The organism is Lonsdalea britannica, from assembly GCF_003515985.1.
Classification (GTDB): Bacteria; Pseudomonadota; Gammaproteobacteria; order Enterobacterales; family Enterobacteriaceae; genus Lonsdalea; species Lonsdalea britannica.
Genome location: NZ_CP023009.1, coordinates 1381273 through 1406885, shown reverse-complemented (window position 1 = coordinate 1406885; position 25613 = coordinate 1381273). Strand labels below are relative to the sequence as shown.

Below are 25613 nucleotides of genomic sequence, written 5' to 3'. Positions count from 1 at the left end.
TACCACCCTTCCCCGTATCGGTGGCGTTGAAAGGATGCTCAATATGACAAAACACATTTCCCTGGTTGGCGTCGGCGTCTTAGGAAAGGCAATTGCGCTCAGGCTACGCCAGTGCCAATACACCCTCAGCCTTTACAATCGTACGGCAAGTAAAGCTGAAGCACTCACCGGGAGCGGCGTACACGCGGTGAGTTCACTCAGCCAATTATTGACGCGTAAAGCACCGATCATCCTGATTTGCCTGACCGATGCGCAGGCCACGAAAACGCTTTTTTGTACCCCTGAAATAAAAAATAAACTCGAGGAATGTCAGCCTCTTATTGTCAACATCAGCACTATCGGCCCCAAGATAGCCAGCACATGGAGGCGTTTTTCCAACGACACGGCGCTCACTACGTCGAAGCCCCCGTTTCCGGGGGCCCCGAAGGCGCGCGCACCGGCAAACTGGCTTGCTGGGTAGGCCCCATCCCGCGGGCCTTTGCCGACGTCTTGCCCCCGTTGCTCTCCTTCCTGAGCAACGGCTATGCCGTCATGGACAGCAACCAGGCCGCACAGGCCATGAAAGTGATCAACAACTACTGCGAAGCCGTCCACCTGCTGGTTGCCGCAGAGTCCATTCTGCTGGCGGAGAAGTCCGGCATCAGCCAGGCCGCCTTGCAGAAAGCGCTACCGCTAGGGCGAGGTCGCTCCACCTATATGGAGGTGATGCTGAATCGCTATCTTCACCCCACTGATCAGGTTTCCGTCCCGTTAGCTATCCGCATCAAGGACCTGGATCTGGCACACGCCCTGTTTCAGGAACGAGCGATCCATAGCGCCTTTTTTGACCGTGTTCAGCGCATCTATCTGAATACCGCCGAAGCCCTCAGGCCGCCCCAGGATCAGACCGCATGTTTTGCCTATTTGTCGCAGCAGTCACAACAGCAAGAGCCGGAGGCAGAAAAATGGTGGTGAAAAAAGAGCAACGCGCTTACTGGATGTCCGTGCTGTCACGCAGCCGTGCCGAAGCACTGCTGTCCTTTTGGCAACCTCTCAATATTGTCGCGGACTATCAAATACTGAGACCGACGGAAATCGGTCTGATCCAGCTGCAAGGGCGCATGGAATCCACAGGGCAGCGTTTTATGGTGGGCGATATGACCGTCACCCGCGCGGCTCTGCAAATTAAGGACGGCATTTGCGGCTACAGCTATATCCTCGGCAGAGACAAGACTCATGCCGAGCGCTGTGCCTTGATTGATGCTTTATTACAAACCCAGTCCGCCTTTAACCAGTTGTGGAAGAACGTGGTCTCTCCTCTCGCCAAGCAACAGCAAGCTGAACATGACCGGCAGCGACGGGAAGTCGCCGCCAGTCGAGTCAACTTCTTTACGTTGGTCAGAGGAGAGTAATCATGGACATGTTGAATGGATTCGCCAATCCGGTATTCGGGACTCAGGCCTGCTTCAGAAAAATCGTCAAAGCGATGAGCGAACCCGGGGTGACTGTGACCGTTCCCGGGATTGAGGGACTGAACAATATTTCTTCATCGACCATCGCCGTGCTGTTGACGCTGAGCAGCCACAAAACGCCGCTGTTCATCGACCGGAATATCAGTAATCCACTCCTGCTGAGAACGCTGTGTTTACACACCAATGTGCCGATCACTTCCAATGCCGCAGAAGCGTATTTCGTTCTGTTGAACGGGAAAACCAACACGTTCGATAGTCGACCTATCCAACACGATTTGATGTGTTTCCCGTGCGGAAACGAAGTCGAGCCGGAGAAATCAGCCACCATCATTCTGGAAGTGGATGGACTGAACAACGGGAGATTGCTCAAGCTAAGCGGCCCGGGCGTAAATAACGTCAAAATCATCTCCCCGCATCTTCCCAGCGCGATACGGCGCTATCTCTGCGAGCGGCCACATCCTTTCCCGATGGGTCTCGATTTTCTGTTCACCTCCGGCAAGAAGCTGCTCGCTATACCCAGAACCACTCGAGTGGAGGAGTGCTGATGTATGTTGCAGTGAAGGGCGGTGAAAAAGCCATTGAAGCCGCACACCAACTTCAAGCCTGTCGTCGACGCGGTCAGCCGACGATCCCGGAGCTGAGCTGTGAACAGATAGAACAGCAGCTCGGCCTGGCGGTCGACCGCGTCATGACCGAAGGCAATATCTACGATCGCGAGCTGGCTGCGCTGTCGATCAAGCAGGCTAGCGGCGATCTCGTCGAAGCGATTTTTCTGCTGCGCGCCTACCGTTCCACCCTGCCTCGCTGGGGGGTGAGCGAACCGCTGGCTACGGCATCCATGCGTCTGGAAAGGCGCATTTCCGCGATCTTTAAAGATCTTCCAGGCGGGCAACTCTTGGGGCCGACTTACGACTATACCCATCGGCTGCTGGACTTCACGCTGTTGGCGGAGGGCCAACCGCCAACCGCCCCGACAGCGCCGGAAACACAGGATGAGGAGCCTGCCGAAGACACCGTTCCTCATGCGTTTCACTTCCTGACACAGCAGGGGCTGGTGCCGCCGGTGGACGAACGCGACGAAGAGCCGGAGGATATCACCCTTAATCCGCCAAACTATCCGTGTTCGCGTTCGGCGCGACTACAGCAACTGATCCGCGGCGATGAGGGTTTTTTGCTGTCGCTGGGGTACTCCACCCAGCGCGGCTATGGCCGCAATCACCCTTTTGTTGGCGAAATCCGCACAGGCCTGGTCACGGTCGTGATGTTCATTCAGGAAGTGGATATGGCGGTGGAAATCGGCGACATCCTGGTGACGGAGTGCGAGACCGTCAATGGTTTCATTAAACCCACGGAACAGGCCCCGCACTTCACCCGCGGCTATGGGCTGACCTTTGGGCGAGCCGAACGCAAAGCGATTACCGTCGCCCTTGCGGACCGTGCGCTACAGGCCGCCGACTGTCACGAAGAAATTCAGGGCCCGGCGCAGGATGAAGAGTTTGTTCTGTCTCATGTCGACAATGTCGAAGCGGCCGGTTTTGTCTCTCACCTGAAACTTCCCCATTACGTCGATTTTCAATCAGAACTGGAACTCCTCAAGCGTCTGCGACAGGAGTATTCATCCACGCAGGAAGACCAACATCATGACGACTAACGCTTCTGAAGATGCAGAACAAACCGCCTATAATTTCGCCTATCTGGATGAAGGCACCAAAGGCATGATCCGTCGCGCCATCCTTAAAGCTATCGCCATTCCCGGCCATCAGGTGCCCTTCGGCAGCCGGGAGATGCCAATGCCTTACGGATGGGGGACCGGCGGTATTCAGATTACCGCCAGCATCATCGGGCCGGACGACGTTCTCAAAGTCATCGACCAGGGGGCCGACGATACGACCAACGCCGTCTCTATCCGCCACTTCTTCCGCAATGTTGCCAGCGTTGAAACAACGGAAAAGACGGCGGAGGCGACCATCGTTCAGACCCGCCATCGAATACCGGAGACGCCGCTGAAGGAAGACCAGATCATCGTCTACCAGGTACCGATTCCAGAGCCGCTCCGATTTATCGAGCCGAGGGAGACGGAGACCCAAAAAATGCATGCGCTGGAAGAGTACGGTGTCATGCAGGTCAAGTTGTATGAGGACATCGCGCGCTACGGACACATCGCCACCACGTACGCCTATCCGGTCAAGGTCAATCAGCGCTACGTGATGGACCCTTCTCCTATCCCCAAATTCGATAATCCCAAAATGCACATGATGCCGGCCCTGCAACTGTTCGGCGCCGGACGCGAAAAACGCATTTATGCGGTTCCCCCTTATACCCCAGTCGAAAGCCTCGACTTCGACGATCATCCCTTCACCGTGCAGCAGTGGGACGAGCCCTGCGCTATCTGCGGCTCTCATGACAGCTTTTTGGACGAAGTCGTCATCGATGATGCGGGCAGCCGCATGTTTGTCTGCTCGGACACCGACTATTGCCAGCAGCAACGGGACCATCAGGAGAAAGCGCATGAAAACACGCAATAACTACCGTAAGGACGACGGTCCGCTGTTGTCAGTCGATACCCTCACCCATCTGTATGCGCCGGGCAAAGGATTCCAGAACGTCTCATTCCAGCTCTGGCCGGGTGAGGTTCTGGGGATCGTCGGAGAGTCTGGTTCAGGAAAAACCACCCTGCTGAACGCGATTTCCGCCCGTCTGGCGCCGCAACAAGGCTGCGTCACCTACCGGGATCGCCAGCAACAGGCGTTGTCGATTTATGACATCAGCGAGCGTCGGCGTCGGGCGCTGATACGTACAGAATGGGGCGTGGTCTGGCAGCATCCGCTGCTGGGGCTGCGGCCAGCGGTCTCCGCCGGCGGCAATATCGGCGAACGCCTGATGGCCATCGGCGAGCGCCATTACGGCCACATTCGCGAGACGGCCGCGCGCTGGATGAACAACGTCGAGTTGCCTGCAGAACGCATGGACGATCTGCCGACCACCTTCTCCGGCGGGATGCAGCAGCGTCTGCAAATCGCCCGCAATCTGGTGACCTCGCCGCGTCTCATTTTTATGGATGAGCCGACCGGCGGACTGGATGTTTCGGTGCAGGCTCGCCTGCTGGACCTGCTGCGTACGCTGGTGACGGACATGCAGCTGGCCGTCGTCATCGTTACCCACGATCTGGGCGTAGCGCGCCTACTATCCCATCGGCTGTTGGTCATGAAACAAGGACAGGTCGTCGAACAGGGATTGACCGACCGCGTGCTGGACGATCCTCATCATCCTTATACCCAACTGCTGGTGTCATCCATCCTCTAGCAGACCAACCCCCCAGGAGGCGCCTTTAATGGATATTCGCCTACGCATCGAACATGTGAGTAAAACTTTCGTACTGCATAACCAGCAGGGCGCTCGTCTGCCGGTTTTCAGAGACATCAATCTGGAGGTGAGAAGCGGTGAGTGCATCGCCCTCCACGGCCATTCCGGCAGCGGAAAATCTACGCTGCTGCGTTCACTCTACGGCAACTATCAGCCGGATAGCGGCCACATCTACGCGCGCCACCAGGATGGCTGGGTGGATATGGTGTCGGCCGACGCGCGCTACATCCTCGATGTGCGTCGACACACGATCGGCTGGGTCAGCCAGTTCTTGCGGGTCATTCCGCGCATCAGCACCCTAAGCGCCGTCATCCAACCGCTGCTGGAACGGGGTATTTCGCGTCAGGAAAGCGAAATCCGCGCCGGTGAGTTACTGACTCGGTTGAATGTGCCCGAGCGACTGTGGTCGCTGGCGCCAGCGACGTTCTCCGGCGGCGAACAGCAGCGCGTGAATATCGCCCGCGGGCTTATCGGCGACTATCCCATTCTGCTGCTGGATGAGCCGACCGCCTCGCTGGATGCGGTCAATCGCGATGCCGTCACGGAGTCCATCATTCAGGCCAAAGCGAGAGGCGCGGCCATTGTCGGTATTTTCCATGACGAAGAGGTTCGCGCGCGCGTGTCTGACCGCATCTATGCCATGCCCGTCACCGCGCCTCATGAGGAGGGATCCTATGATCATCAATAATGTACGAATGGTGTTATCGGACGAGGTCATCAACGGATCGTTATCGGTTCATCAGGGTGTGATTCAGCACATCAGCAATGCGCCGAGCCGTTTACCCGGAGCTGTGGACGGCGGCGGCGCGTGGCTGATCCCCGGACTGATTGAGCTACATACCGACAACCTCGACAAATTTTTCACCCCGCGTCCCGGCGTCAGCTGGCCGCCGACGTCCGCCATGCGCGCGCACGACGCCGCGATAATCTCCAGCGGGATCACCACAGTATTAGACGCGCTCGCCGTCGGCGATGTCCGGGACGGCGGCCACCGGCTCGACAACCTGCGCAAGATGACCGATACGGTGGTCGAGACGCAGAAAGCGGGCCTCAACCGGGCGGAGCATTTGCTGCATCTGCGCTGCGAACTGCCGCATAAGGAGACGCTGCCGCTGTTTGAACAACTGTGCGATCTGCCGCCGGTCGCGCTGGCGTCATTGATGGATCACTCGCCGGGGCAGCGGCAGTTCGCCTCGCGGGAGAAGTACCACGAGTATTACAAAGGCAAATACCACCTCAACGATGAGCAAATGGCGCAGTTTGAAGCGGAACAGATTGAAGGCTCGCAGCGCTGGTCCCTGTCCAACCGTGAAGACATCGTCAGTCTATGCCGGGCCAAAGGGATCACGATGGCCAGCCACGATGATGCGGCGGAAGAACACGTGATGGACGCCTATCGTCACGGCGTGGCGATCGCCGAATTTCCCACGACGGAGATCGCCGCCCAAGCAGCCCATCAGGTCGGTATGCATGTGCTGATGGGGGCGCCGAACATCATCTGCGGCGGCTCACACTCCGGCAACGTGGCCGCGCATCAGCTGGCGGAAGCCGGTTTGCTGGATATCCTCTCTTCGGACTACTATCCGGCCAGCCTGCTGGAAGCCGCGTTTCTGATAGCAGAAGACGAGCGCAACGAGTACGACTTGCCTCAGGCTATCGCATTGGTTAGCCGCAATCCGGCGCAGGCGCTGCGGCTGAACGATCGGGGGGTGATCGCCGAAGGGAAGCGCGCCGATCTGGTTCTGGTCCATCGTCATGGCCCGCAGATCACGCTGCAACGGGTATGGCGGCAAGGCGAGCAGGTATTCTGATATGAGCAGACTGATCTATTTGATAGGGCCTTCGGGCGCGGGAAAGGACAGTCTGCTGGATGCGATACGCGCCAGCTCGCCGCAACGCCTGCTGGTCGCACACCGCTACATCACCCGGCCTGCCGGTCTGCCCGGAGAAAACCACGTTTCGCTCACGGACAACGAGTTTGGCCAACGGTGTCGTCACGGCCTGTTCGCGCTGCACTGGCAGGCGCATCATAACCACTACGCCATCGGCATCGAGATCGATCTGTGGCTGGAACGCGATCTGGATGTGGTCGTCAACGGCTCACGGGCTTACCTGAAACAGGCGCAACAGCGTTACGGCGCGCGGCTGTTTCCACTTTGTCTGGCGGTATCGCCCCCGATCCTGCGTCAACGGCTGCTGACGCGCGGACGGGAAAATACGAGTCAGATCGAAGCGCGACTATTGCGGGCGCAGGAACAGCAGCGCAATTTGCCGTCAGACTGCGCCTTACTGCATAACGACGGTCCGTTGCCCCAGACGCTGGCGCGATTCTGGCAGTTGCTGTCACAAACGGAGAGAAAAGAGAATGTCGGATGAGACGCGTCACACGTCGATATTTCATTTTCTGGGCACCGGCGGCGCGCAGCAGGTTCCGGCCTTCGGCTGTGATTGCGTGGTGTGCCAGAGCGCACGCTCGTCTCCGCAACGGCGACGGCGCGCCTGCTGCGCCGCGCTGATCGACCACGGGGAAATGACGCTGATCGACGCGGGCTTGCCCGATCTGGACAACCGCTTTAGCGCCGGGGAGATTCAGCGCTTTCTGCTCACCCATTACCACATGGACCACGTTCAGGGACTATTCCCGCTGCGCTGGGGCTGCGGCGAAGCGATACCGGTGTTCGGGCCGCCCGATCCCGATGGCTGCGACGATCTGTACCAGCACCCCGGCATGCTGCAATTCCAGCCTCCGCTGACGCCCTTCGACACGAGACTGTTCGGCCGTGTGGCGACCACGCCGCTGCCGCTGCGCCACTCCAGAATCACCTATGGCTACCTGTTTCAGACGCAATACGCCTCGCTGGCCTACCTCACGGATACCGTGGGGCTGCCGGAGGACACCGAGCGTTTTCTGGCCGGACGGCCGGTGGATTATCTGGTACTCGACTGCAGCGAGCCACCGCAGCCCACGCCTCCCAGAAATCATAACGATTTGACCCTCGCGTTGAGCATCTTCGAACGGTTAAAACCGGGAAAAATGTACCTGACGCATATCGGTCATTCACTGGATCGCTGGCTGCGGAAGCACCCGCTGCCAAAGCATGTGCATGCGGCGTACGACGGGCTGAGGCTGAAACTGTAGAGGTAGGGGGGAACACGCGACGCAAACAGCGCCGCGTGCTTCGGGGATTACGCCCCGGCGATCTTCATGGCCGGCAGCAGGACCGAACCACATTGGATGTTACTGCGGGTTTCAATATCGTCGCCTACGGTGACGATATTACGCAGCATGTCTTTCAGATTGCCCGCGATGGTGATTTCGCTGACGGGGTACTGGATCTGACCGTTCTCCACCCAGAAACCGGCCGCGCCGCGCGAATAGTCGCCCGTCACGCCGCTAACGCCCTGTCCCATCAGTTCGGTCACCAGCAGCCCGGTTCCCATTTCACGCAGCATGCCGTCGAAGTCCAGACCGCGTCCGGCAATACGCCAGTTGTGAATGCCGCCCGCATGACCGGTGCTCTGCATCCCCAGTTTGCGCGCTGCATAAGAGGTCATCAGCCAGGTTTGGAGCACGCCGTCTTTCACAATATCGCGCTCCTGCGTGCGAACCCCTTCGCTGTCGAACGGCGTGGACGCCAGCCCTTTGCGCAAATGCGGCAACTCGCTAATCGTCAGCCACTCGGGCAGGATCTGCTGGCCCAGCTGATCCAGCAGGAAGGTGGATTTGCGATAAACGCTGCTGCCGCTGATGGCACCCACCAGATGACCGAACAGGCCGGTCGCGACCTCCGCGCCGAACATCACCGGCGCCTGCATGGTGGACAGCTTACGCGGCGCCAGTCGGGACAGCGTCCGGCGTGCGCACTCCTGACCGACCCACTCCGGCGTTTTCAGATCGTCCAGCGCGCGTCCGATGGTATAGGCGTAATCGCGCTGCATGTTGCCGCCTTCGCCGGCGATCACACAGCTGGACATGGAGTGGCGGCTGGAGCAGTAGCTTTGCAACATGCCGTGGCTATTGCCGAAGACCTTCACGCCGTAGTAGCTGTTGAAGCTGCCGCCTTCCGTATTGGTGATGCGGTCATCCGCCTGCAACGCGCTCTGCTCCGCGCGGGCCGCCAGCTCGATGCCGCGCTCCGCATCCAACTCGGCAGGATGAAACAGATCCAGATCCGGCGCATCAAACGCCAGCAGGGCTTCATCCGCCGGACCGGCGAAGGGATCAACCGAGGTGTATCGCGCGATATCCAGCGCGGCCTGCACGGTACGGGCAATCGCCTCCGGACTGAGGTCCGTCGAGGACGCACTGCCTTTGCGCTGCTGATGGTAGACGGTAATGCCTAACGCGCCGTCGCTATTGAATTCAACGTTTTCCACCTCGCCATAGCGGGTGCTGACGCCGATCCCCGTGGTCTTGGTCACCGCGACTTCCGCGGCATCCGAACCGGCGCGGGCCAACTCCAGCGCCTGCGCCACTGCCTGTTCCAGCGTTTTTCGCTGCTCTGCAACCTGAGTGATAATTGTCATTGATTCGCCATCATGAGTAAGAAAACATCCTGATAATGTAGGCGGTCACGAGGCGCGTCTGCACGCGATTCGTGCCATACCTCTGCGTAATAAAGAGGTAGCGTGATATCCTTGAGTCTAACAGGATCTGCCGACAATTTCGCAGCAAGCCATAACCTGATAGGATCGGCCTCTTTTTGAGGAAACCACGCATGAATAAACACCCCGAAGACTGGCAGGACGACGTCCCGCCTACCAGCCAGGAAGAAGACGACGACGAAATTATCTGGGTCAGCAAGAGCGAAATCAAACGCGATGCTGAAGCCCTGAAAGATCTTGGAGCGGAACTGGTCGCCCTGGGGAAAAATGCCCTCGAACGCATCCCACTGGATGAAGAGCTGCTGGCCGCCGTCGAGCTGGCTCAGCGCATCAAGAAAGAAGGTCGCCGACGTCAGCTGCAGCTGATCGGCAAAATGCTGCGCGCACGCGATCCGGAACCGATTCAGCTGGCGCTGGATAAGTTGAAGAACCGTCATAACCAACAGGTCGCGCTGTTCCATAAGCTGGAGCAACTGCGTGACCGTCTGCTGGAGGAAGGCGACGACGCCATGAGCGACGTACTGACGCTTTATCCTCAGGCCGATCGCCAACAGCTGCGCTCATTGCTGCGTAACGCTCAGAAAGAGAAAGCAGCCAACAAACCCCCGAAATCATCTCGCCAGCTGTATCAATATCTGCGCGAGCTGGCCGAAGCCCAAGCGTGAAAGTCCTGACCGGCAGCTGGCGTACTCCTCGCCGCCGGTCCGCCCTATCGCTACTTGGCTGATGCCGCCAGCGCAGTGCCCGCAAAAATAAACAGTGAACCGGACGCGCGGTTGAACAACCGCAGACGTTTCGGGTGCGCAAACAGGGAAGACACGCGTTTTCCCATGCAGGCGTAACAGAACATGATGCTGCAATCCAACACCGTCCAGGTCAGCGCCAGCAGTGCAAACTGACTTGCCTGCGGTACGCTGGTGTCGATGAAGTTAGGAAACAACGCCGCGAAGAACAGCAGATCTTTGGGATTGCTGATGCCCACCGTGAAACCGCGTCTGAACAGCGTGAATGCGCCGGGTTCATCGACCGGCAGCGCGACGCTTTCGGTTTCCGTCACCGGGCCGGTTTTTGCTCGCCACGCCGAAATCCCCAGCCAGATAAGATAAGCCGCGCCCACCACCTTCAGCAGCATAAACGCCGTCGTCGACGCCGCGAGGATCGCCCCCAGTCCGAGCGCAGAGCCGGTCATCAGCAGCAACGCGGCACACGCCCCGCCTGCGATAGTGGCAATAGCACGTCGTTGTCCATAACGCAGACCATGCGTCATGCTGATGAGCGCAGACGGGCCGGGAATGGCGATCAGCGCCACGATCACGCCGGTGTAAACTAACCAAAGGTGCAAAGTCATAATACGTCGTTACCTGTACGTCAGCTGCGCGTGTCGCCACGCACGTTACGGTGAATGAAGTCAAAAAAAGGGGTGGAGAAATACTACACCGTCCGCCCAAACAGAGATAGCGGGACGGCGAGAAGCCGCTTCGGCAGCGTCGTTAGCCGATAAACGCATTCTGATTTCGCCGCAGTAAGGCGATCAAGCGGCTGACCGAGGCGATCGTTTTTTCCGCGACCCGATGGTCCAGCAAAGCCTGCTGATACGCGTCCATTTCCTCCAGCAACTGCGTGAAGTAGCGGCTGCGCACCGTATCCTGCTTCGCCTTGATTACCCGTCCCGCCGTCGCCCGCAACTGCCGGTGATGAGCCACCAGCGTTTCGCTGACGGGGATATCCAGTTGCCGTAGCCCCTGATGCGCGATGATCAGCGACAACGCCAGACGATACTTGGCGATATCGCCTGGAAAGCGGTTCAGCAGCAGAAACAGGTATTGATAAAGCGCGGGCAGATAGTTGTCTTGCCGCCGCTCCTGACACGTGTTCAACGCCGATACCGCACCGAAAACGAAGCGGTTCATCAGCGTCCGTCCTGTCCAGGCCAGGGAGTTGTCCCGAATCAGCAGAATAACGAGATAAGCCAGGAAGCAGCCGATGATTTGTCCGATGGCGCTATCCAGAAACTGCGCGAGATCGAAGGTCATCGGATTATCCAGCACCAGAATATTGATGGTGGTGGCTAACGACGCCAGCGATCCCAGCCGTCGTTTCTGCACTTCGATACCAATAAAAAAGGCCATGAGGCCGAGGCTCAGACACAGCAGCAGCTGACTCTGCTGAGTGGCGGGCAGCACCAGCATAAACATGAACGATCCCAGCGGCAGCGCGAACAGCGTCCCGACCAGAAAATCCTTTGCCATCATTTTCGGATTGGGCAGACGCATCGCCAGCGCGGTCACGACGGCGAGCATCACCATACAGACGCTGCCGGAGTTCCATCCCGTCGCCAGCCAGAACAGGCACCCCAGCGTCGTGGCCGCCCAAGTACGCACCCCGTTGATCATCGCGTGATGAGTCTCTGCGGACGTGGCTTTCACCGCCACATCCGCCGTCAGCGCATCCGCCTCAATACGGTTGATGCGGCCGTTGTTCTGTACGCCCCGCATCAGGAGATGGTAACGCGTCGCCGTCACGACCCAGCCGACAAGCGACGGCGGCAGACTGGCGCCGTTGACGGCTACCAGATAACGCAGCTGCCGTAACCGCTGACGACCTTCTTCCGGCGTCGTGACAGGCTGCTCCAGCAGCACAGACAGCGCGCCGTTGATCGGCGCTTCGCTGTCTTGCAGAATCAGATAGGTTTCGCAGGCTTGGGTGATCATCAGCCAGGACTGGGTCACCATGCTTTTGAGACGCAGATTGCTGGGCTGCCAGCGGGACGACTCGACGCGCAGCTGGCTGCGCATGCCATTCAGCGATTGGGTGTTACGCACCAGCGCGTGCCAGTGAGCATCCAGATCCTCTTTCGATGCGCCGGACACGCAACGTTGCAACAGCTGGAACTGATCCAACAGCAGCGCTTTCATCGCTCGATCGATATCTTGTTTAATAGATCGCGGAGAGAACAGCAGATCCGCCAGGATGGCGCACATGATGCCGAGCACGATCTCGCTGCACCGTTCGACGGCGAACTGCGGCGCCTGAAGCGGCGTGCTCTGCGTCGTCACGACGATAATCAGCGCGGTGTAGCCCGCCAGCCCAAAAGCGTAGGAGTTTTCCACCCGCACCAGCGAGGAAATCCACACGCAGGCGCCCGCCCACAGGCAGCTCAGCATCAGCATCACGACCGGCGCCCGCGCCGTACTGACAATAATGACCAGCGCCCCAATACAACCGATAAACGTTCCCAGAATACGCAGCAGCCCACGATAGCGAATGGCGCCCGAAAACGGCTCCCCGCCAGCGGCGAAAGCGGGCCCGGCGGCCACGATCGCGGCGGTCAGCACCGCCCAGCGCGGGGTTTCCAGTTGCATATAGAAACCGAGCATGAGCGAGAGCAGGATCGCAAAACTCAGCTTGAAGGCAAATCGTAGCCGGATGAATCCGGGAAAATTGAACATGACGGTGCCTTACCCGAACTCGCGCAGCCGGTGCATCAGTTTCAACATCGGCGACATTGATTTCGTATGCTCCGTTTTTTCCCCTGTGACCACGACCGTCGCGGTGGTGCCTGCCGGGTAAAGATTACCCATTTGCTGGTCCAGCCGAATTTTTACCGGCACCCGCTGCGCCAACCGGACCCACTCCAGATTGGAGTCGACCGTCGCCAAACCGCTGCTGTCAGTGGTGATATTGCTGTTGGTGACCGCCGACGCCACGCTATCCACCGTGCCGTACAAAATTCGGTTGCTGCCGAGCGGCGTGATTTCCACCCGCAAGCCAGGACGAACGCCGCCGAGCTTAGTCTCTTCCATGTACGCCCACAGGTAATAGGAATCTTTTTTCACGAGCGCGACCACGGTCGCGCCGCGCGTGATGAATTCACCGACCTGCAAATTCAGGTTGGTCACCCAGCCATCCGACGGCGCGCGGACCACAGTGCGATCCAGATCGAGCCGGGCCAGTTCGAGCGCGGCCTGCGCCTGCGCCAGCTGATGCTGCGTTGTCTCCAGGGTATTGCCGTACTGTTCGATCTCTTCCCGCGACAGCGCCTGCGTCCCGAGCTTCTGACGGCGGCCCGCTTCCCGTTTTTTCTCAACCACCAGCGATTGGTAGTAGTCGACATTCGCCTGCGCTTCAGCCAGCGCCTGCTGATAGCGAGGCCTGTCGACTTCAAACAGGATGTCGCCCTTATTCACCTGTTGGTTATCGTGGACGTTGACGGCGGTCAGCAGTCCGCTGACATCGGGCGCGATAGCGACGATATCGGCGGTGAATCGCGCGTCTCGGGTCCAGGGCGATTCGGTGTAGAAAGCCCATACGCGCACGATCGCCACCAGTGCCAATAAGACCAGGGCGAGCGTGATCGCGATACGAGCAAATTTTTTCAGATAAATTGTCAGCGCGGATGTATTCACAACGACCTCAAAGACCGAAACGGAACAGCAGATAAAACAGACAGCAGAACAGCGCGGTGTTGAACAGCGCGGGATGCCAAACAACATCATAGATCCCGGTCGGCTGTAGCAGACGGATACAGATATAAAACAGCGCCAGCGATACCAGCAGGACAAAAAATACCGGCGGGAACGAGAGGCCGAACAGGACCATGACCGGAAGCGAATTCATCTTTTTCTTATCTCTCTCACTCTAATGCGCAATACACCCTGTAAGCAGCATAGCAAATAACCCAAAAAAACCTCCGCCCGCAGTCATTGACTGCAAGCGGGGGAAGACACAGCAAGACTGATAACAATAATGAAGAACATACGTAACGAATGATCGGTATGATGAAGCGCTTACTTTTTCATTCATAGAGGTAACAAAGACAGAAGCACTGCGAGGGGAACACCGCGCTTCCTGTTTAGACACACTTCATTATGGATGTTTATTATGACCTTATCTACCCAGTGTGATCTAAATCACTTTTAAGCCAGGCTTAATAATGGAACGACTAAAAAGCATGACCATCTTCGCCAAAGTGGTGGAGTTCGGTTCATTTACCTCCGCCGCGCGGCAGCTGAAAATGAGCGTCTCCGCCGTCAGTCAAACGGTGACCAAGCTGGAAAATGCGTTGCAGGTGAAGCTGCTAAACCGCAGTACGCGCAGCATCGGGCTGACCGAGGCCGGAAAAATCTATTACCACGGCTGCCGTCGCATGTTGGTCGAAGCGCATGAAGTCCACGATCAGCTGTATGCGTTTACCAACACGCCGATCGGCACGCTGCGTATCGGCAGCACCTCCACCATGGCTCAGAACGTACTGGCGACGATGACGGCGGAAATGTTGAAAGAGTATCCGGGGCTGTCCGTCAATCTGGTCAGCGGCATCCCCGCGCCGGACCTGATCGCCGACGGTCTGGATATCGTGATTCGCGTGGGAGCGCTGCAGGACTCGAGCCTGTTTTCCACCCGTCTGGGGTCGATGCCGATGGTGGTTTGCGCCGCCAAAAGCTACCTGTCGCAGAACGGCGCGCCGGAGAAACTGTCCGACATCGATAACTTTTCCTGGTTGGAATACAGCGTGCGGCCTGATAGCGAATTTGACCTGATCTCGCCGGAGGGATTAACGACGCGGCTGAAGCCGCAGGGGCGGTTCGCCACCAATGATTCCCAGACGCTGATCCGCTGGCTCAAGCACGGCGCGGGGATTTCATATGTGCCGCTAATGTGGGTCTTTGAGGAGATTAAGCGCGGTGAAGTTGAAATTCTGTTTGCCCACTACCATTCCGATCCGCGTCCGGTCTATGCCTTATATACGCGCAAAGACCATCTGCCGCTAAAGGTGCAGGTGTGCATTAATTATCTGATGGAGTACTTCAAAAAGGTGGCGCTGACCTATCAAGGGTATCGCCAGGAGAATCCTCCGCCGTCGGCGCCCTGATAGCACGTCACGACGACGGAGAAGATCGGTGGGAATTAAGCCGTACCGCCCACCGTCAGGCTGTCCAGTTTCAACGTGGGCTGACCGACGCCGACCGGCAGACTCTGGCCTTCTTTACCGCAGACCCCGACGCCCATATCCAGCGACAGATCGTTGCCCACCATCGAGATTTGCTGCATGGCTTCAATACCTGAGCCAATCAGCGTCGCGCCTTTGACCGGCTTGGTGATGCGGCCTTTTTCGATCAGATAGGCTTCCGACGTGGAGAACACAAATTTGCCGGAGGTGATATCCACCTGACCGCCGCCGAAGTTCGGCGCATACAGGCCGTAGTCGACGCTGGCGATGATCTCTTCCGGCGTCGACTTCCCGTCCAGCATGTAGGTATTGGTCATACGCGGCATCGGCAGATGCGCATAGGACTCACGGCGACCGTTGCCGGTCGGCGCGACGCCCATCAGGCGCGCGTTGAGCTTGTCCTGCATGTAACCCTTTAACACGCCGTTCTCGATCAGCACGTTGTACTGACCCGGTACGCCTTCATCGTCCATCGCCAGTGAGCCGCGACGACCTTCCATCGTCCCATCGTCCACCACAGTACACAGCTCTGAGGCCACCAGATTGCCGACCTGACCGCTGAACACGGAGGTTCCTCGACGGTTGAAGTCGCCTTCCAGACCGTGACCGACCGCTTCGTGCAGCAGCACGCCCGGCCAGCCGGCACCCAGCACGACAGGCATTGAACCCGCGGGCGCCGCCACCGCGGAGATATTAATCAGCGCCATACGAACGGCTTCTTTCGCCCAAGCTTCCGCTCGCGCTTCGCCTTCCACCAACTGCCAGAAGTAGTCGTAACCGGTACGCGCGCCGCCGCCGCTTGAGCCACGTTCACGCTTGCCGTCCTGTTCCACCAGCACGCTGACGGACAAACGCACCAGCGGGCGAATATCCGCGGCCAGCGTGCCATCCGTGGCCGCCACCAGCACCAGCTCATACACGCCGGTCAGGCTGGCGCTGACTTCCTGCACGCGGACATCTTCCGCGCGGGCCGTCGCATCCACACGCTGCAACAGAGCGATTTTCTCTTCCCGAGTCAGGCTATCCAAAGGATTTTGGCTTGGATACAGCGCGCGATGCGCCGACTCGCCCAATGCATGCACAGCGCCGTTACCCTGCTCTCTTACGATGCTGCGGGCCGCCTGCGCGCTCTGTTGCAACGCATTCAACGTGATTTGGTCGGCATAGGCGAAACCGGTTTTCTCGCCGCTAACGGCCCGGATCCCGACGCCCTGATCGATGTGGTAGGAACCGTCTTTGATGATACGATCTTCCAATACCCAGGACTCATGGTAGCTGGATTGGAAATAGAGATCGGCATAGTCCAGACGACGCTCATTCAGCGTCTCCAGAATCGTATTTAAATCGTTCAGGCTCAGCTTGTTGGCTGTGAGTAATTGCTCACTGACTAACGTCAGACTCATAGAATGTCACTCTTCATGTCAAGGTAATCAGATAAACATGCCGCCCTTACTGGCCGGATGTCGCCGCGCGGGCTTTCTGCTTTTCGCGCAGAACTTCCTGAATCTTCGGTTGATCCACACTACCGGAAATGTGGTAACGAATCAGGGAAAATTTATTCCACAACGGCGCCAACACTTTGCTGGCGGCGAACACCGCCGCGCCAACGACCGGATTCACCACAAAAGCCGCCGCCACCCCGACCGTACCGGAAAGCTCCGGCGCGATCGTGGCTTCCATGTTGATCTGCCGTTTCACCAGATCGACATCGCCGCTCATGGCGATGTCCGCCTCCAGTCCATCGACCAGCAGATTGTCCGTATGCAGCACGCCGGACTTAATCCAGGCCGAGCTGCGGATACTGTCGAAGTAGAAGCCTTTGTTAAAGGTATCGCTGAAATCGAACTGCAATTTGCGCAGCAGCGCATCGAAGCTGATCAAGCGCAGCAGCTGCCCGGCCGACCCGCTGCTCGCGCTGGTGATTTCCCCTTTGCCCAGGCGGGTCTGCAAAATGCCGCTCAGCGTGGGCAGGTCCGGAGACCACGGTTCGCCACGCCAGTAGAGGTCATAATCGATGTTGAAGGACTCACCCCGCAGCGGCGTGGAAATACCCAGCCACTCGGCGCTTTCCGTCAGGCTATCGCCCGACAGCACGCCTTTCAGCGAGGTGCGGCTTCCGCCCTCAGCCTGTTGCCAGGTGCCGTTGAGGGTCAAACGCGCCTTGCCGTCATCCACCAGCCCGCCACGAATCGAAATCTTGTTTCTCTCCGGTACGACTAACGCCTGAATCCGGCCCAGATTCTGTCCCATCGCCCAACATTCGTTGCAGTTCACCTGTAACGTCGGCCATCCGGCAAAGGTTTCATTGGTGAGGGTAAAGGGCGCTGCGGCTTTGCCCGACGTCGAAGGAGACGCGCTCCCGGACCATTGAGGATTGTAGTAAAGATAGCGAATGTCGCTTCGCCATACGCCGGTACGCGGGATCTCCAGGCGTCCGTCGATCTCGCGGCCGCGCGCCGTCACCGCTGTGCCGCCCGCCGTGGGATACGCGCTCAACGCCAGATCGCGCCACTGCTGGCCCGCCAGCGTCAACTGCGGCGTCGTCACGGTGATACGCTCTGGCAACGAGAATCCACTCCCCCCCGATCCCATCGCGGACTTCGCACCGGACAGCAGGCCCAGCCAGCGTTCGCCGTCAAGCGCTGGCAGATGTAGCGTGACGCCGTCTTCGCCGGTCAACGCAGGGGCATTCTTACCGCCGTCCTGCCAGACCGCCTGAGCCAGGACCACCGAGTGTCTTTTCAGCAACCAGCGACTGTTGAATCGCTGACTTTTGGCGAGCACGCCCTGAACGGTAAAGCCGCGCAGGTCGCCTTTGGCGTTCAGCTGTACCGGCAGCGCCTTGCCCGCCGCCTTGTTAAGCGGTGAAGGTAAGTGACTGCTTACTTCTTTTAGGTCGGCCTGTGCGCTCACGTCATAGGTTGCGCCGCCCTTGTGCGGCAACGTGACGCCCACCTGGGTTTTCCAGGACGCGTTGCCGCCCAGCGCGCTCACGACGTCAGCAGGCAAACCGGGTAGCCGAGCCGGCTGTACGTTCCCATGCAGGTCCACGTTAATCTTGAATGCGTTTGCCTGCTCTTCCGTGGTGAAACTGGCGGTCAGCGGTTGCCCGAACACGGTGGCCTGCAACGGTTCACTCTTCAAATTGCCATTGTCGTAGCTAAAGCGGCCGGTGAGCTGGCGCAGCGTGGCGCCCAGCGGTTTGATGAGCAGGCTGTTGTTGTTCATCGTCACCTCGCCGCTCGCCCGTACCAGCTTACCGTTCAGCGGGATGGACAGATGCAGTGTGCTGGCCACGTTGCCGCCGACCTGTAACTGCTGGAGCGCGGTCCCCAATGTGGATTTCAGCGGCGTCTGCATGAAGTAATCACTCACATCTTTGCCGCTGCCGCTCAGGTCGCCGTCGATGAGCAACAGCTCCTGCTGATAGTTGGGGATCGCGGCGTTTATGTTGCGGCCTTCGACGTTGCCGAGCCGCGCCAGCGGCGCATTCATCCACAGACCGTTATTCAGGAAGTTCAGAGTGATATTGTCACTGTTTAGCGCAGGCCAGCCGGGTTGGAAACCGAATTTGGCGTTTTTCAGCGGCACCCATACCTGAAATTGTCCGTCATGATGCGTAAAGGGGAAGTTCGAGGGGTTCCCCGCAAAAATCAGGGTGCCGTTGTCTACCGAGCCCCCCTGCACCGCCTGGCTGAGGTAATTGACCAGACTTTTTCCCATAAAGTGTTCGGGATAGTAGCGCCATGCCTCCGCGCCATCGCTTAAACGCAGCCCGGCGAGAATATTTAACTGCGGCTCGCCCTTGGCGGGATGGTGGTAGTCAAAATCGCCGTTGACCCACAGCGATTTGGCCTGCACGTCCAAGCCTTTCGACCACAGCGACCAGCCTTGATCGTCGCTTCGCCAGTGCAGGTTCCCTTCCACTTTCTCCATTTCCAGCGGCGCGCGGAACATGCCCGGATAGGGCAACGTGCTCTGATGCAACTGAAGATGCACCTCACCGCTTCCCACGCTCCCGCTGACCGTGCCGGAAAAGTGGTCAACGCCCGGCAGCATCTGCCAGGGCTGCCAGCTGACATCCTGCCAACCGACCTGAAAGCGGCTGTCCTGCGGCGTCGCCAGCGGAATATCCAGCGCCAGCGTCGTCAACTGGCCCTTCGGCTGCAACGCCTGCCAGCGTGTTTTCAGCTCAGGCATGGCGGAAGAGAGCAAGGGCAGCAGCGGCGTAAAGCGCTCCAGCGCCAGATTGCCGCTGCGCACGCGCAGTTCGCCCTGTAACGCTTCGCCCTCAACCGGCTTATCGGCCGGCAACCACAGCGCAGAGATCGCCGCCTGTGGCCAGGCCTGCCCGTCCGTCGCGACCTTCAACGCCGGGATAGTCAGCTGCCAGCCGTTATCCTGCCGGTTGGCCTGCAACATCATGTTGTCGACGCTGATGCGGTGGGTCTCTTTGCCATCGCGCCAGCCCGCCGTGCCTTCATTGAGCAGAATATCGCCCCCGGCGATCTCGCCGTTACGCACATGCAGCCAGGTCGCCAGACTGAAGTCCGCGTTCTCCAGACCGGTGTTGTTGCGCAACCAGCGGCTCAGCCAGGGCTTCATATCGATATCATCGGCTTGCAGATAGAGGGTGCCGTCATTCAGCCATCCCTGATCATCCTGCAAGTCCATGCGCATTTGCACGACGCCGTGCTGTCCGTTAAAACTCGACAAGCTGATTTGGCCTTCGGCGCGATGGCGGTTGTGGCCGTTCAGCCAGGTCAGTTGGGGAATAAACAGTTCGGCGCGCGGGCCGGAGGGCGTCAGAAAGGTAATGTGGCTGTCGCGCAGATCAAAGTGGTCGAGCTGACGCAGAAACAGGTCGGTCACCTGGTTCGCCTGCCAACCGCTGTCGTTGTTTTTTTGCGAAAATTGCAGGGGATGTTTGATGTCCAGCCGCATCTGATAGAAGGTGAGATCGCGGAACTGCCAGCGCAGGTGAAGCAACGATTGCCATACATCCAGCGCCAGCGTGACGCGTTCCGACTGCCAGTCGGCATCCGGATGCTGAATGCGGATGTGGTTAATTTCCAGCGTAGGGCCGAACGGCTCCCAAGTGCCGTTAAGGCCGGCAACCTCTATCGGAATCCCGGAAACAGACTGCGCCCAGGCCACCAAGCGTGGCCTGAATTCGTCCAGATGCGGCATGACGAGCCTCAGCCCACTGACCGCCAGCGCAACCAGTACAATAAGGGTGGCTCCCGTCGCAAGTACTATTCCGGGCAGTCGCCTCACGCATGTCTCCTTGTTTTTTGTCACCGGCTGCAGAGCGGGCGGAAGCGCCATATCCACATCACATCGACTATCCGTTTTCTACTATCGCTTGCCGCCGGCATCCACACGCCGTCTGTATTACATCATCACCACGTCGAACTGCTCCTGACTGTACAGGGGTTCGATCTGGACTTTGACCTGTTTTGCGACAAACACTTCCACCTCGGCCAGCGCATGGGACTCTTCGCCTTTCAGCGCTTCGCCGACGCGCGGCGAGGCATAAACCAGGAAGCGGTCTGAATCGTAGGCGTGATGAACGCGCACAATTTCGCGCAGGATTTCGTAGCAGACGGTCTCAACCGTTTTCACCGTACCGCGACCATGGCAGGTAGGACAGCCGCTGCACAATACGTGCTCAATACTCTCACGGGTACGTTTACGGGTCATCTCCACTAATCCTAGTTGAGAGAAGCCGCTAATACTGGTTTTTACCCGATCTTTACTGAGCGCCTGCTCCAGCGAATGCAGCACGCGCCGACGGTGGTCTTCGTTGCTCATATCGATGAAGTCGATGATGATGATGCCGCCCAGATTACGCAGTCGCAGCTGGCGGGCAATCGCCTGCGTCGCTTCGATATTGGTATTGAAGATGGTTTCGTCCAGATTGCGATGCCCGACGAAAGCGCCGGTGTTGATATCAATCGTGGTCATCGCCTCGGTCTGATCGATGATCAGATAGCCGCCCGACTTCAGTTCCACCTTGCGATCCAGCGCGCGCTGTATTTCGTTTTCCACGTCGTACAGATCGAAAATCGGCTGTTTACCCGCATGAAGCTCCAGTTTGCTGGCCATCTCGGGAATGTATTCCGAGGTGAATTCTACCAGCGAATCAAAGGTCAGCTTGGAGTCGACGCGAATGCGATCCAGCTCCGCGCCGGCGAAATCCCTCAGGATACGCTGGGCCAACGCCAGTTCGCCATACAGCTGGCAGCGGGTTTTATTGCGTTTCTTACGCTCCATCACCTTGCCCCACAGGCGCTTCAGGAACGCCGCATCTTCCGTCAGCTCCTGTTCGCCCACGCCTTCAGCGGCGGTACGAATAATGAAGCCGCCCTGTTCATCGCAGTAGGCGGACACGATATGCTTGAGTCGCTCGCGCTCGGTTTCGCTTTCGATACGCTGGGAGACACCGACATGCGAGGCGCCCGGCATAAATACCAGATAGCGCGAAGGCAGCGTGATATCCGTCGTCAGGCGCGCGCCTTTGGTGCCCAAGGGGTCTTTGACCACCTGCACCATGAGATCCTGCCCCTGACGCACCAGCTCAGCGATGTCGCGAACGTGGAAATTTTTCTGTTCATCGCCCGCCACGCATTCGGTGTGCGGCATGATATCGGAAGCGTGCAGAAAAGCGGCCTTATCCAGACCAATATCGACAAACGCCGCCTGCATGCCGGGCAGCACGCGGCTGACCCGCCCTTTATAGATGTTGCCGACGATGCCGCGCTTGGCTTCACGCTCGATGTGAATTTCCTGCATCGTGCCGTTATCAATGTAAGCGACGCGCGTTTCTGACGGTGTAATGTTTACCAGTAACTCAGCTGTCATGGGTTCCTCTTGCTGTACGCAGTTCGGCAAATCGGCTGAACAAGTCAAGGGTTTCCACCAGCGGCAGTCCCACAACGGCGTGGTAACTCCCGGCGATGGATTTCACGAAGCACCCGCCTTTGCCCTGGATACCATAGGCGCCGGCTTTATCCATGGGTTCACCGCTGGCAATATAGCTAACGATATCCTGTTCTGAGAGCCGCCGAAAAACCACTTCGGTGACCACACGTTGACTTAATGTTTTCTCTTTATCGGCCAGTGCGATGGCCGTCATCACCTGATGCCGACGGCCGGACAACGCCCGCAGCATCTCGGCGGCATGCGCCTCATCGCGCGGTTTTTCCAGCACGTCGCCTTCCAGCACCACGATGGTGTCCGCACCGAGCACAGGAAGATCTTCCGGCGCCACGGCCACACCGGCCGCCGCTTTATCCTGCGCCAGACGGCTCACGTAATGCTCCGGCGTTTCGTCAGGCCGTCTCTGCTCTTCCACTTCAGCCGTCAGCGTCACGAACGGGATCTCCAGCATCCCCAGAAGGGTCTTACGCCGGGGAGACGTTGACGCCAAATACAGTGCTGTCATGCACGACCTCTATTGTACGGTGAACTGACGACGGATTTTCCGCATCAGTAGAAACAGCCACGGCCACAGCGCGCCATCAACCACGCAGTTCCACAGCACTTCCGGGCGGAACGCCACATCGTGAACCAGAAACTCGGCCCAGAAGATCAACAGATCCAGCAACAGCGACAGCAGCATCACGATTAGCGCCTGCTGCCACAGCGCCATATTGCGGAAGAGCTGGAAGCGAAACGCCACCAGATAGGCCACGATGCTTAGCCCCAGTGCGCGCACGCCCAGCGTCGCGCCGAGAATCAAATCGGTGATGATCCCCAGAATGAAGCCGGTTCCTACATTCACCCGGTGCGGCAGCGCCATCACCCAGTAAATCAGCAGCAACGTCAGCCAGGAGGGACGGAACATATAGATCTCATCCGGCCACGGCATAATTTGCAGCACCAGCGCTATCAGGAACGACAGCCAGATAATCCAGTTGCCGTTGCGACGATAACGGTTCATTGCTCGCCTCCCGGCGCACGACCGCCCGCGGGGGCGCTGTCCGTCGAAGGAGCGGCATTTGCCGGGGGCGCTGGCGGTCCCATCGAGTCAGGCGACGGCAGCACATGCGGCATCATCTGCATCAGGCGCTCGTTCGCCACCCGTTGCACTTCCTGAGGTGAGATTGCCGCGTGGGCGTCGTTATCCCCTCCCCACAATAGGAGAAGATAGCGCAAACGCTGCAGTCCCGCCGTGGGATGCGCCTGAATGACAGTATAGGCACGCTGAGTGTCGACTTTTACCGAAGAAATGACGCCCACGGGATAGCCTTCGGGGAAGCGTCCCCCCAGACCAGACGTGACCAGCACATCTCCGACGCGAATATCGGTATTGTTCGGCAAGTGCTCCAGCTGCAAATCTTCCGTGCAACCGTTACCTGCGGCAATCACGCGGATGTCGTTACGCAGCACCTGAATCGGCAGCGCATGCGAGGCATCGCAAATCAGCAGTACGCGGCTGGTCAGTTGCCCAACGGCGATCACCTGTCCGACGACGCCTTTATCGCTGATGACCGGCTGGCCTTCATACACGCCGTTGACGGCGCCTTTGTCGATCACCACCTGATCGCTATAGGGGTCAATCCCGGCGGAAAGAACCTGCGTCACCATCTTGTGTTCGTCCTGACGCAGCGGGGAGCCCAGCAGTTCGCGCAGCCGCGCGTTCTCCTGCTTGAGCTGTCCTTGCAGCAACAGGTCGCTGTTCTTCAACAGCAGTTCCTGACGCAGCGCCGTATTCTCGCGCTCCAGCTGCTCCCGGGAGGTCAGCTTGGCCGACACGTTGTCCAACGCCGCGCGCGGGCCGTTCGCCAGAAAATAGAACGGGCTGACGGCGGTATCCATATAGGTGCGGATTTTGACAAACGTACCGAGCCGGCTGTCAGCAACAATGATGACAATCGCGGTGATGACGGTAAGAAAAAGTCGCAGTTGCAGGGAGGGTCCCCTGCTAAAAATCGGCTTCATAAAATGGCGTATTCCTCGACAAAGAAAAAGGGGGCCACCAGACGGGATGAACTCAAAAAACCTTCATCCATACGGTTTCCCCCTTCTTTATTTCTGGCAGGCCGGATTATTCTTCGCTGAACAAATCGCCGCCATGCATGTCGATCATTTCCAACGCTTTACCACCGCCACGCGCAACGCAGGTCAGCGGATCTTCAGCGACAACCACAGGAATGCCGGTTTCTTCCATCAGCAGACGATCCAGGTTGCGCAGCAGTGCGCCACCGCCGGTCAGCACCATGCCGCGTTCAGAAATGTCGGACGCCAACTCTGGCGGACACTGTTCCAGCGCGACCATGACCGCACTGACGATACCGGTCAGCGGCTCCTGCAGAGCTTCAAGGATTTCGTTAGAGTTCAGCGTGAAACCACGCGGCACGCCTTCAGCCAGATTACGACCACGCACTTCGATTTCACGGACTTCATCGCCCGGGTAGGCGGAGCCGATTTCGTGCTTGATGCGTTCCGCCGTCGCTTCGCCGATCAGCGAGCCGTAGTTGCGGCGAACGTAATTAATAATTGCTTCGTCGAAGCGGTCGCCGCCGATGCGGACTGAAGAGGAGTAGACCACGCCATTCAGGGAGATCACCGCCACTTCCGTTGTACCGCCGCCGATATCCACCACCATGGAGCCGGTGGCTTCAGACACCGGCAGTCCCGCGCCGATAGCCGCCGCCATAGGCTCTTCGATCAGGAACACTTCGCGCGCGCCCGCACCCTGTGCGGATTCACGGATGGCGCGACGCTCAACCTGGGTCGCTCCGACGGGAACGCAGACCAACACGCGCGGGCTGGGGCGCATGAAGCTGTTGCTATGCACCTGTTTGATGAAGTGCTGCAGCATTTTCTCAGTCACGAAGAAATCGGCAATCACCCCATCCTTCATCGGACGGATAGCCGCGATATTGCCCGGCGTACGACCCAACATCTGTTTGGCGTCATGGCCTACTGCGGCAACACTTTTCGGAGAACCGGCGCGGTCCTGGCGAATCGCCACCACGGAAGGTTCGTTCAGTACAATGCCCTGTCCTTTTACATAAATCAGGGTATTGGCGGTACCCAGGTCGATGGACAAGTCGTTGGAAAACATGCCACGAAATTTCTTAAACATAACTAAAGGATAATCCTGCAAGCTGGGGGCGGAAATAAATAAAATCCGCCTACTTTACCAACCACACGCAGCAGCGACAAGGCGCGAACAGGCTCTGCTACGGTGAAAAAGACGTATGTCGCACAAATTTGGGTTAGGCATGTCACTC

The 25613-nt window shown here is 58.6% G+C and carries 24 protein-coding genes and 1 pseudogene; 13 read left to right on the top strand and 12 right to left on the bottom strand.

Translation table 11 applies throughout. The annotated features are described in order from the left end of the window. Positions 1-34 precede the first annotated feature (34 nt). The 11 genes and pseudogenes from CKQ53_RS18660 to phnP all read left to right on the top strand — a co-directional run. Positions 35-441 (top strand): annotated as a pseudogene (locus tag CKQ53_RS18660) (NAD(P)-binding domain-containing protein); the annotation flags it as partial. Between the two features lie 90 nt (positions 442-531). Beyond that, the gene (locus tag CKQ53_RS06615; RefSeq protein WP_420844237.1) at positions 532-954 is read left to right on the top strand and encodes an NAD-binding protein; all 423 of its coding nucleotides are present in this window, start codon (positions 532-534) and stop codon (positions 952-954) included. Continuing rightward, positions 948-1391 carry a phosphonate C-P lyase system protein PhnG gene (gene phnG / locus CKQ53_RS06610; protein WP_409359758.1) on the top strand — a complete coding sequence of 148 codons (444 nt, stop codon included), beginning with the start codon at positions 948-950 and terminating at the stop codon, positions 1389-1391. Before CKQ53_RS06615 ends, phnG begins: the two co-directional genes overlap by 7 nt. Positions 1392-1393: 2 nt before the next feature. Then, complete coding sequence (phnH, locus tag CKQ53_RS06605) at positions 1394-1996, top strand: phosphonate C-P lyase system protein PhnH (protein ID WP_094118138.1); 603 nt, start codon at positions 1394-1396, stop codon at positions 1994-1996. Then, positions 1996-3102 carry a carbon-phosphorus lyase complex subunit gene (locus CKQ53_RS06600; RefSeq protein WP_094118137.1) on the top strand — a complete coding sequence of 369 codons (1107 nt, stop codon included), beginning with the start codon at positions 1996-1998 and terminating at the stop codon, positions 3100-3102. Before phnH ends, CKQ53_RS06600 begins: the two co-directional genes overlap by 1 nt. Next, complete coding sequence (locus tag CKQ53_RS06595; RefSeq protein ID WP_094118136.1) at positions 3092-3976, top strand: alpha-D-ribose 1-methylphosphonate 5-phosphate C-P-lyase PhnJ; 885 nt, start codon at positions 3092-3094, stop codon at positions 3974-3976. Before CKQ53_RS06600 ends, CKQ53_RS06595 begins: the two co-directional genes overlap by 11 nt. After that, positions 3960-4754: a phosphonate C-P lyase system protein PhnK gene (phnK, locus tag CKQ53_RS06590; RefSeq protein WP_094118135.1), complete on the top strand. Its 795-nt coding sequence runs from the start codon at positions 3960-3962 to the stop codon at positions 4752-4754. Before CKQ53_RS06595 ends, phnK begins: the two co-directional genes overlap by 17 nt. Before the next feature lie 28 nt (positions 4755-4782). Beyond that, complete coding sequence (gene phnL / locus CKQ53_RS06585) at positions 4783-5502, top strand: phosphonate C-P lyase system protein PhnL (protein WP_094118134.1); 720 nt, start codon at positions 4783-4785, stop codon at positions 5500-5502. Next, positions 5489-6625: an alpha-D-ribose 1-methylphosphonate 5-triphosphate diphosphatase gene (phnM, locus tag CKQ53_RS06580; RefSeq protein ID WP_094118133.1), complete on the top strand. Its 1137-nt coding sequence runs from the start codon at positions 5489-5491 to the stop codon at positions 6623-6625. Before phnL ends, phnM begins: the two co-directional genes overlap by 14 nt. A gap of 1 nt (position 6626) precedes the next feature. After that, on the top strand, positions 6627-7190 hold the full coding sequence (phnN, locus tag CKQ53_RS06575) for a ribose 1,5-bisphosphokinase (protein WP_094118132.1): 564 nt from the start codon (positions 6627-6629) through the stop codon (positions 7188-7190). Further along, a complete protein-coding gene (phnP, locus tag CKQ53_RS06570; RefSeq protein WP_094118131.1) occupies positions 7180-7953 on the top strand; it encodes a phosphonate metabolism protein PhnP in 774 nt (257 codons plus the stop codon). Before phnN ends, phnP begins: the two co-directional genes overlap by 11 nt. Positions 7954-8000: 47 nt before the next feature. Here phnP and pmbA read toward each other — a convergent pair whose 3' ends face one another. Continuing rightward, positions 8001-9341 (bottom strand): metalloprotease PmbA, encoded by a 1341-nt coding sequence (gene pmbA / locus CKQ53_RS06565; RefSeq protein WP_118894797.1) that lies wholly within the window; start codon positions 9339-9341, stop codon positions 8001-8003. 191 nt (positions 9342-9532) lie between these two features. Here pmbA and yjgA point away from each other — a divergent pair, with 191 nt between their 5' ends. Next, positions 9533-10084 carry a ribosome biogenesis factor YjgA gene (yjgA, locus tag CKQ53_RS06560; RefSeq protein WP_085651082.1) on the top strand — a complete coding sequence of 184 codons (552 nt, stop codon included), beginning with the start codon at positions 9533-9535 and terminating at the stop codon, positions 10082-10084. A gap of 50 nt (positions 10085-10134) precedes the next feature. Here yjgA and CKQ53_RS06555 read toward each other — a convergent pair whose 3' ends face one another. The 4 genes from CKQ53_RS06555 to aaeX form a co-directional block, all read right to left on the bottom strand. Then, positions 10135-10767, bottom strand: coding sequence for a LysE family translocator (locus CKQ53_RS06555; RefSeq protein WP_085651083.1), 633 nt, complete (start codon positions 10765-10767; stop codon positions 10135-10137). A 142-nt stretch (positions 10768-10909) separates the two neighbouring features. Continuing rightward, positions 10910-12868 (bottom strand): p-hydroxybenzoic acid efflux pump subunit AaeB, encoded by a 1959-nt coding sequence (gene aaeB, locus CKQ53_RS06550; protein ID WP_094118130.1) that lies wholly within the window; start codon positions 12866-12868, stop codon positions 10910-10912. Between the two features lie 9 nt (positions 12869-12877). Then, the gene (aaeA, locus tag CKQ53_RS06545) at positions 12878-13810 is read right to left on the bottom strand and encodes a p-hydroxybenzoic acid efflux pump subunit AaeA (RefSeq protein WP_476738473.1); all 933 of its coding nucleotides are present in this window, start codon (positions 13808-13810) and stop codon (positions 12878-12880) included. A gap of 22 nt (positions 13811-13832) precedes the next feature. Next, the gene (gene aaeX, locus CKQ53_RS06540; RefSeq protein ID WP_085651086.1) at positions 13833-14036 is read right to left on the bottom strand and encodes a p-hydroxybenzoic acid efflux pump operon protein AaeX; all 204 of its coding nucleotides are present in this window, start codon (positions 14034-14036) and stop codon (positions 13833-13835) included. A gap of 316 nt (positions 14037-14352) precedes the next feature. On the opposite strand from aaeX, the gene aaeR reads away from it, so the two are divergent. Next, positions 14353-15291 carry an HTH-type transcriptional activator AaeR gene (gene aaeR / locus CKQ53_RS06535; protein WP_118894795.1) on the top strand — a complete coding sequence of 313 codons (939 nt, stop codon included), beginning with the start codon at positions 14353-14355 and terminating at the stop codon, positions 15289-15291. A 35-nt stretch (positions 15292-15326) separates the two neighbouring features. On the opposite strand, the gene tldD is transcribed toward aaeR, so the two are convergent. The 7 genes from tldD to mreB all read right to left on the bottom strand — a co-directional run bounded on the left by tldD (position 15327) and on the right by mreB (position 25465). Then, positions 15327-16772 carry a metalloprotease TldD gene (gene tldD, locus CKQ53_RS06530; RefSeq protein WP_094118128.1) on the bottom strand — a complete coding sequence of 482 codons (1446 nt, stop codon included), beginning with the start codon at positions 16770-16772 and terminating at the stop codon, positions 15327-15329. A 46-nt stretch (positions 16773-16818) separates the two neighbouring features. Then, positions 16819-20646 (bottom strand): AsmA2 domain-containing protein YhdP, encoded by a 3828-nt coding sequence (gene yhdP, locus CKQ53_RS06525; protein ID WP_118895291.1) that lies wholly within the window; start codon positions 20644-20646, stop codon positions 16819-16821. 117 nt (positions 20647-20763) lie between these two features. Then, positions 20764-22233: a ribonuclease G gene (gene rng / locus CKQ53_RS06520; protein ID WP_085652996.1), complete on the bottom strand. Its 1470-nt coding sequence runs from the start codon at positions 22231-22233 to the stop codon at positions 20764-20766. After that, entirely contained in the window at positions 22223-22816 is a 594-nt protein-coding gene (locus CKQ53_RS06515) for a Maf family protein (RefSeq protein WP_094118127.1), read from the bottom strand. The genes rng and CKQ53_RS06515 overlap by 11 nt, the downstream gene beginning before the upstream one ends. 9 nt (positions 22817-22825) lie before the next feature. Next, the gene (gene mreD / locus CKQ53_RS06510) at positions 22826-23314 is read right to left on the bottom strand and encodes a rod shape-determining protein MreD (protein ID WP_085652994.1); all 489 of its coding nucleotides are present in this window, start codon (positions 23312-23314) and stop codon (positions 22826-22828) included. After that, positions 23311-24315, bottom strand: a complete 1005-nt coding sequence (gene mreC, locus CKQ53_RS06505; RefSeq protein ID WP_094118126.1) for a rod shape-determining protein MreC — start codon at positions 24313-24315, stop codon at positions 23311-23313. Before mreC ends, mreD begins: the two co-directional genes overlap by 4 nt. Before the next feature lie 106 nt (positions 24316-24421). Further along, complete coding sequence (mreB, locus tag CKQ53_RS06500; protein WP_003855260.1) at positions 24422-25465, bottom strand: rod shape-determining protein MreB; 1044 nt, start codon at positions 25463-25465, stop codon at positions 24422-24424. Positions 25466-25613 lie beyond the last annotated feature (148 nt).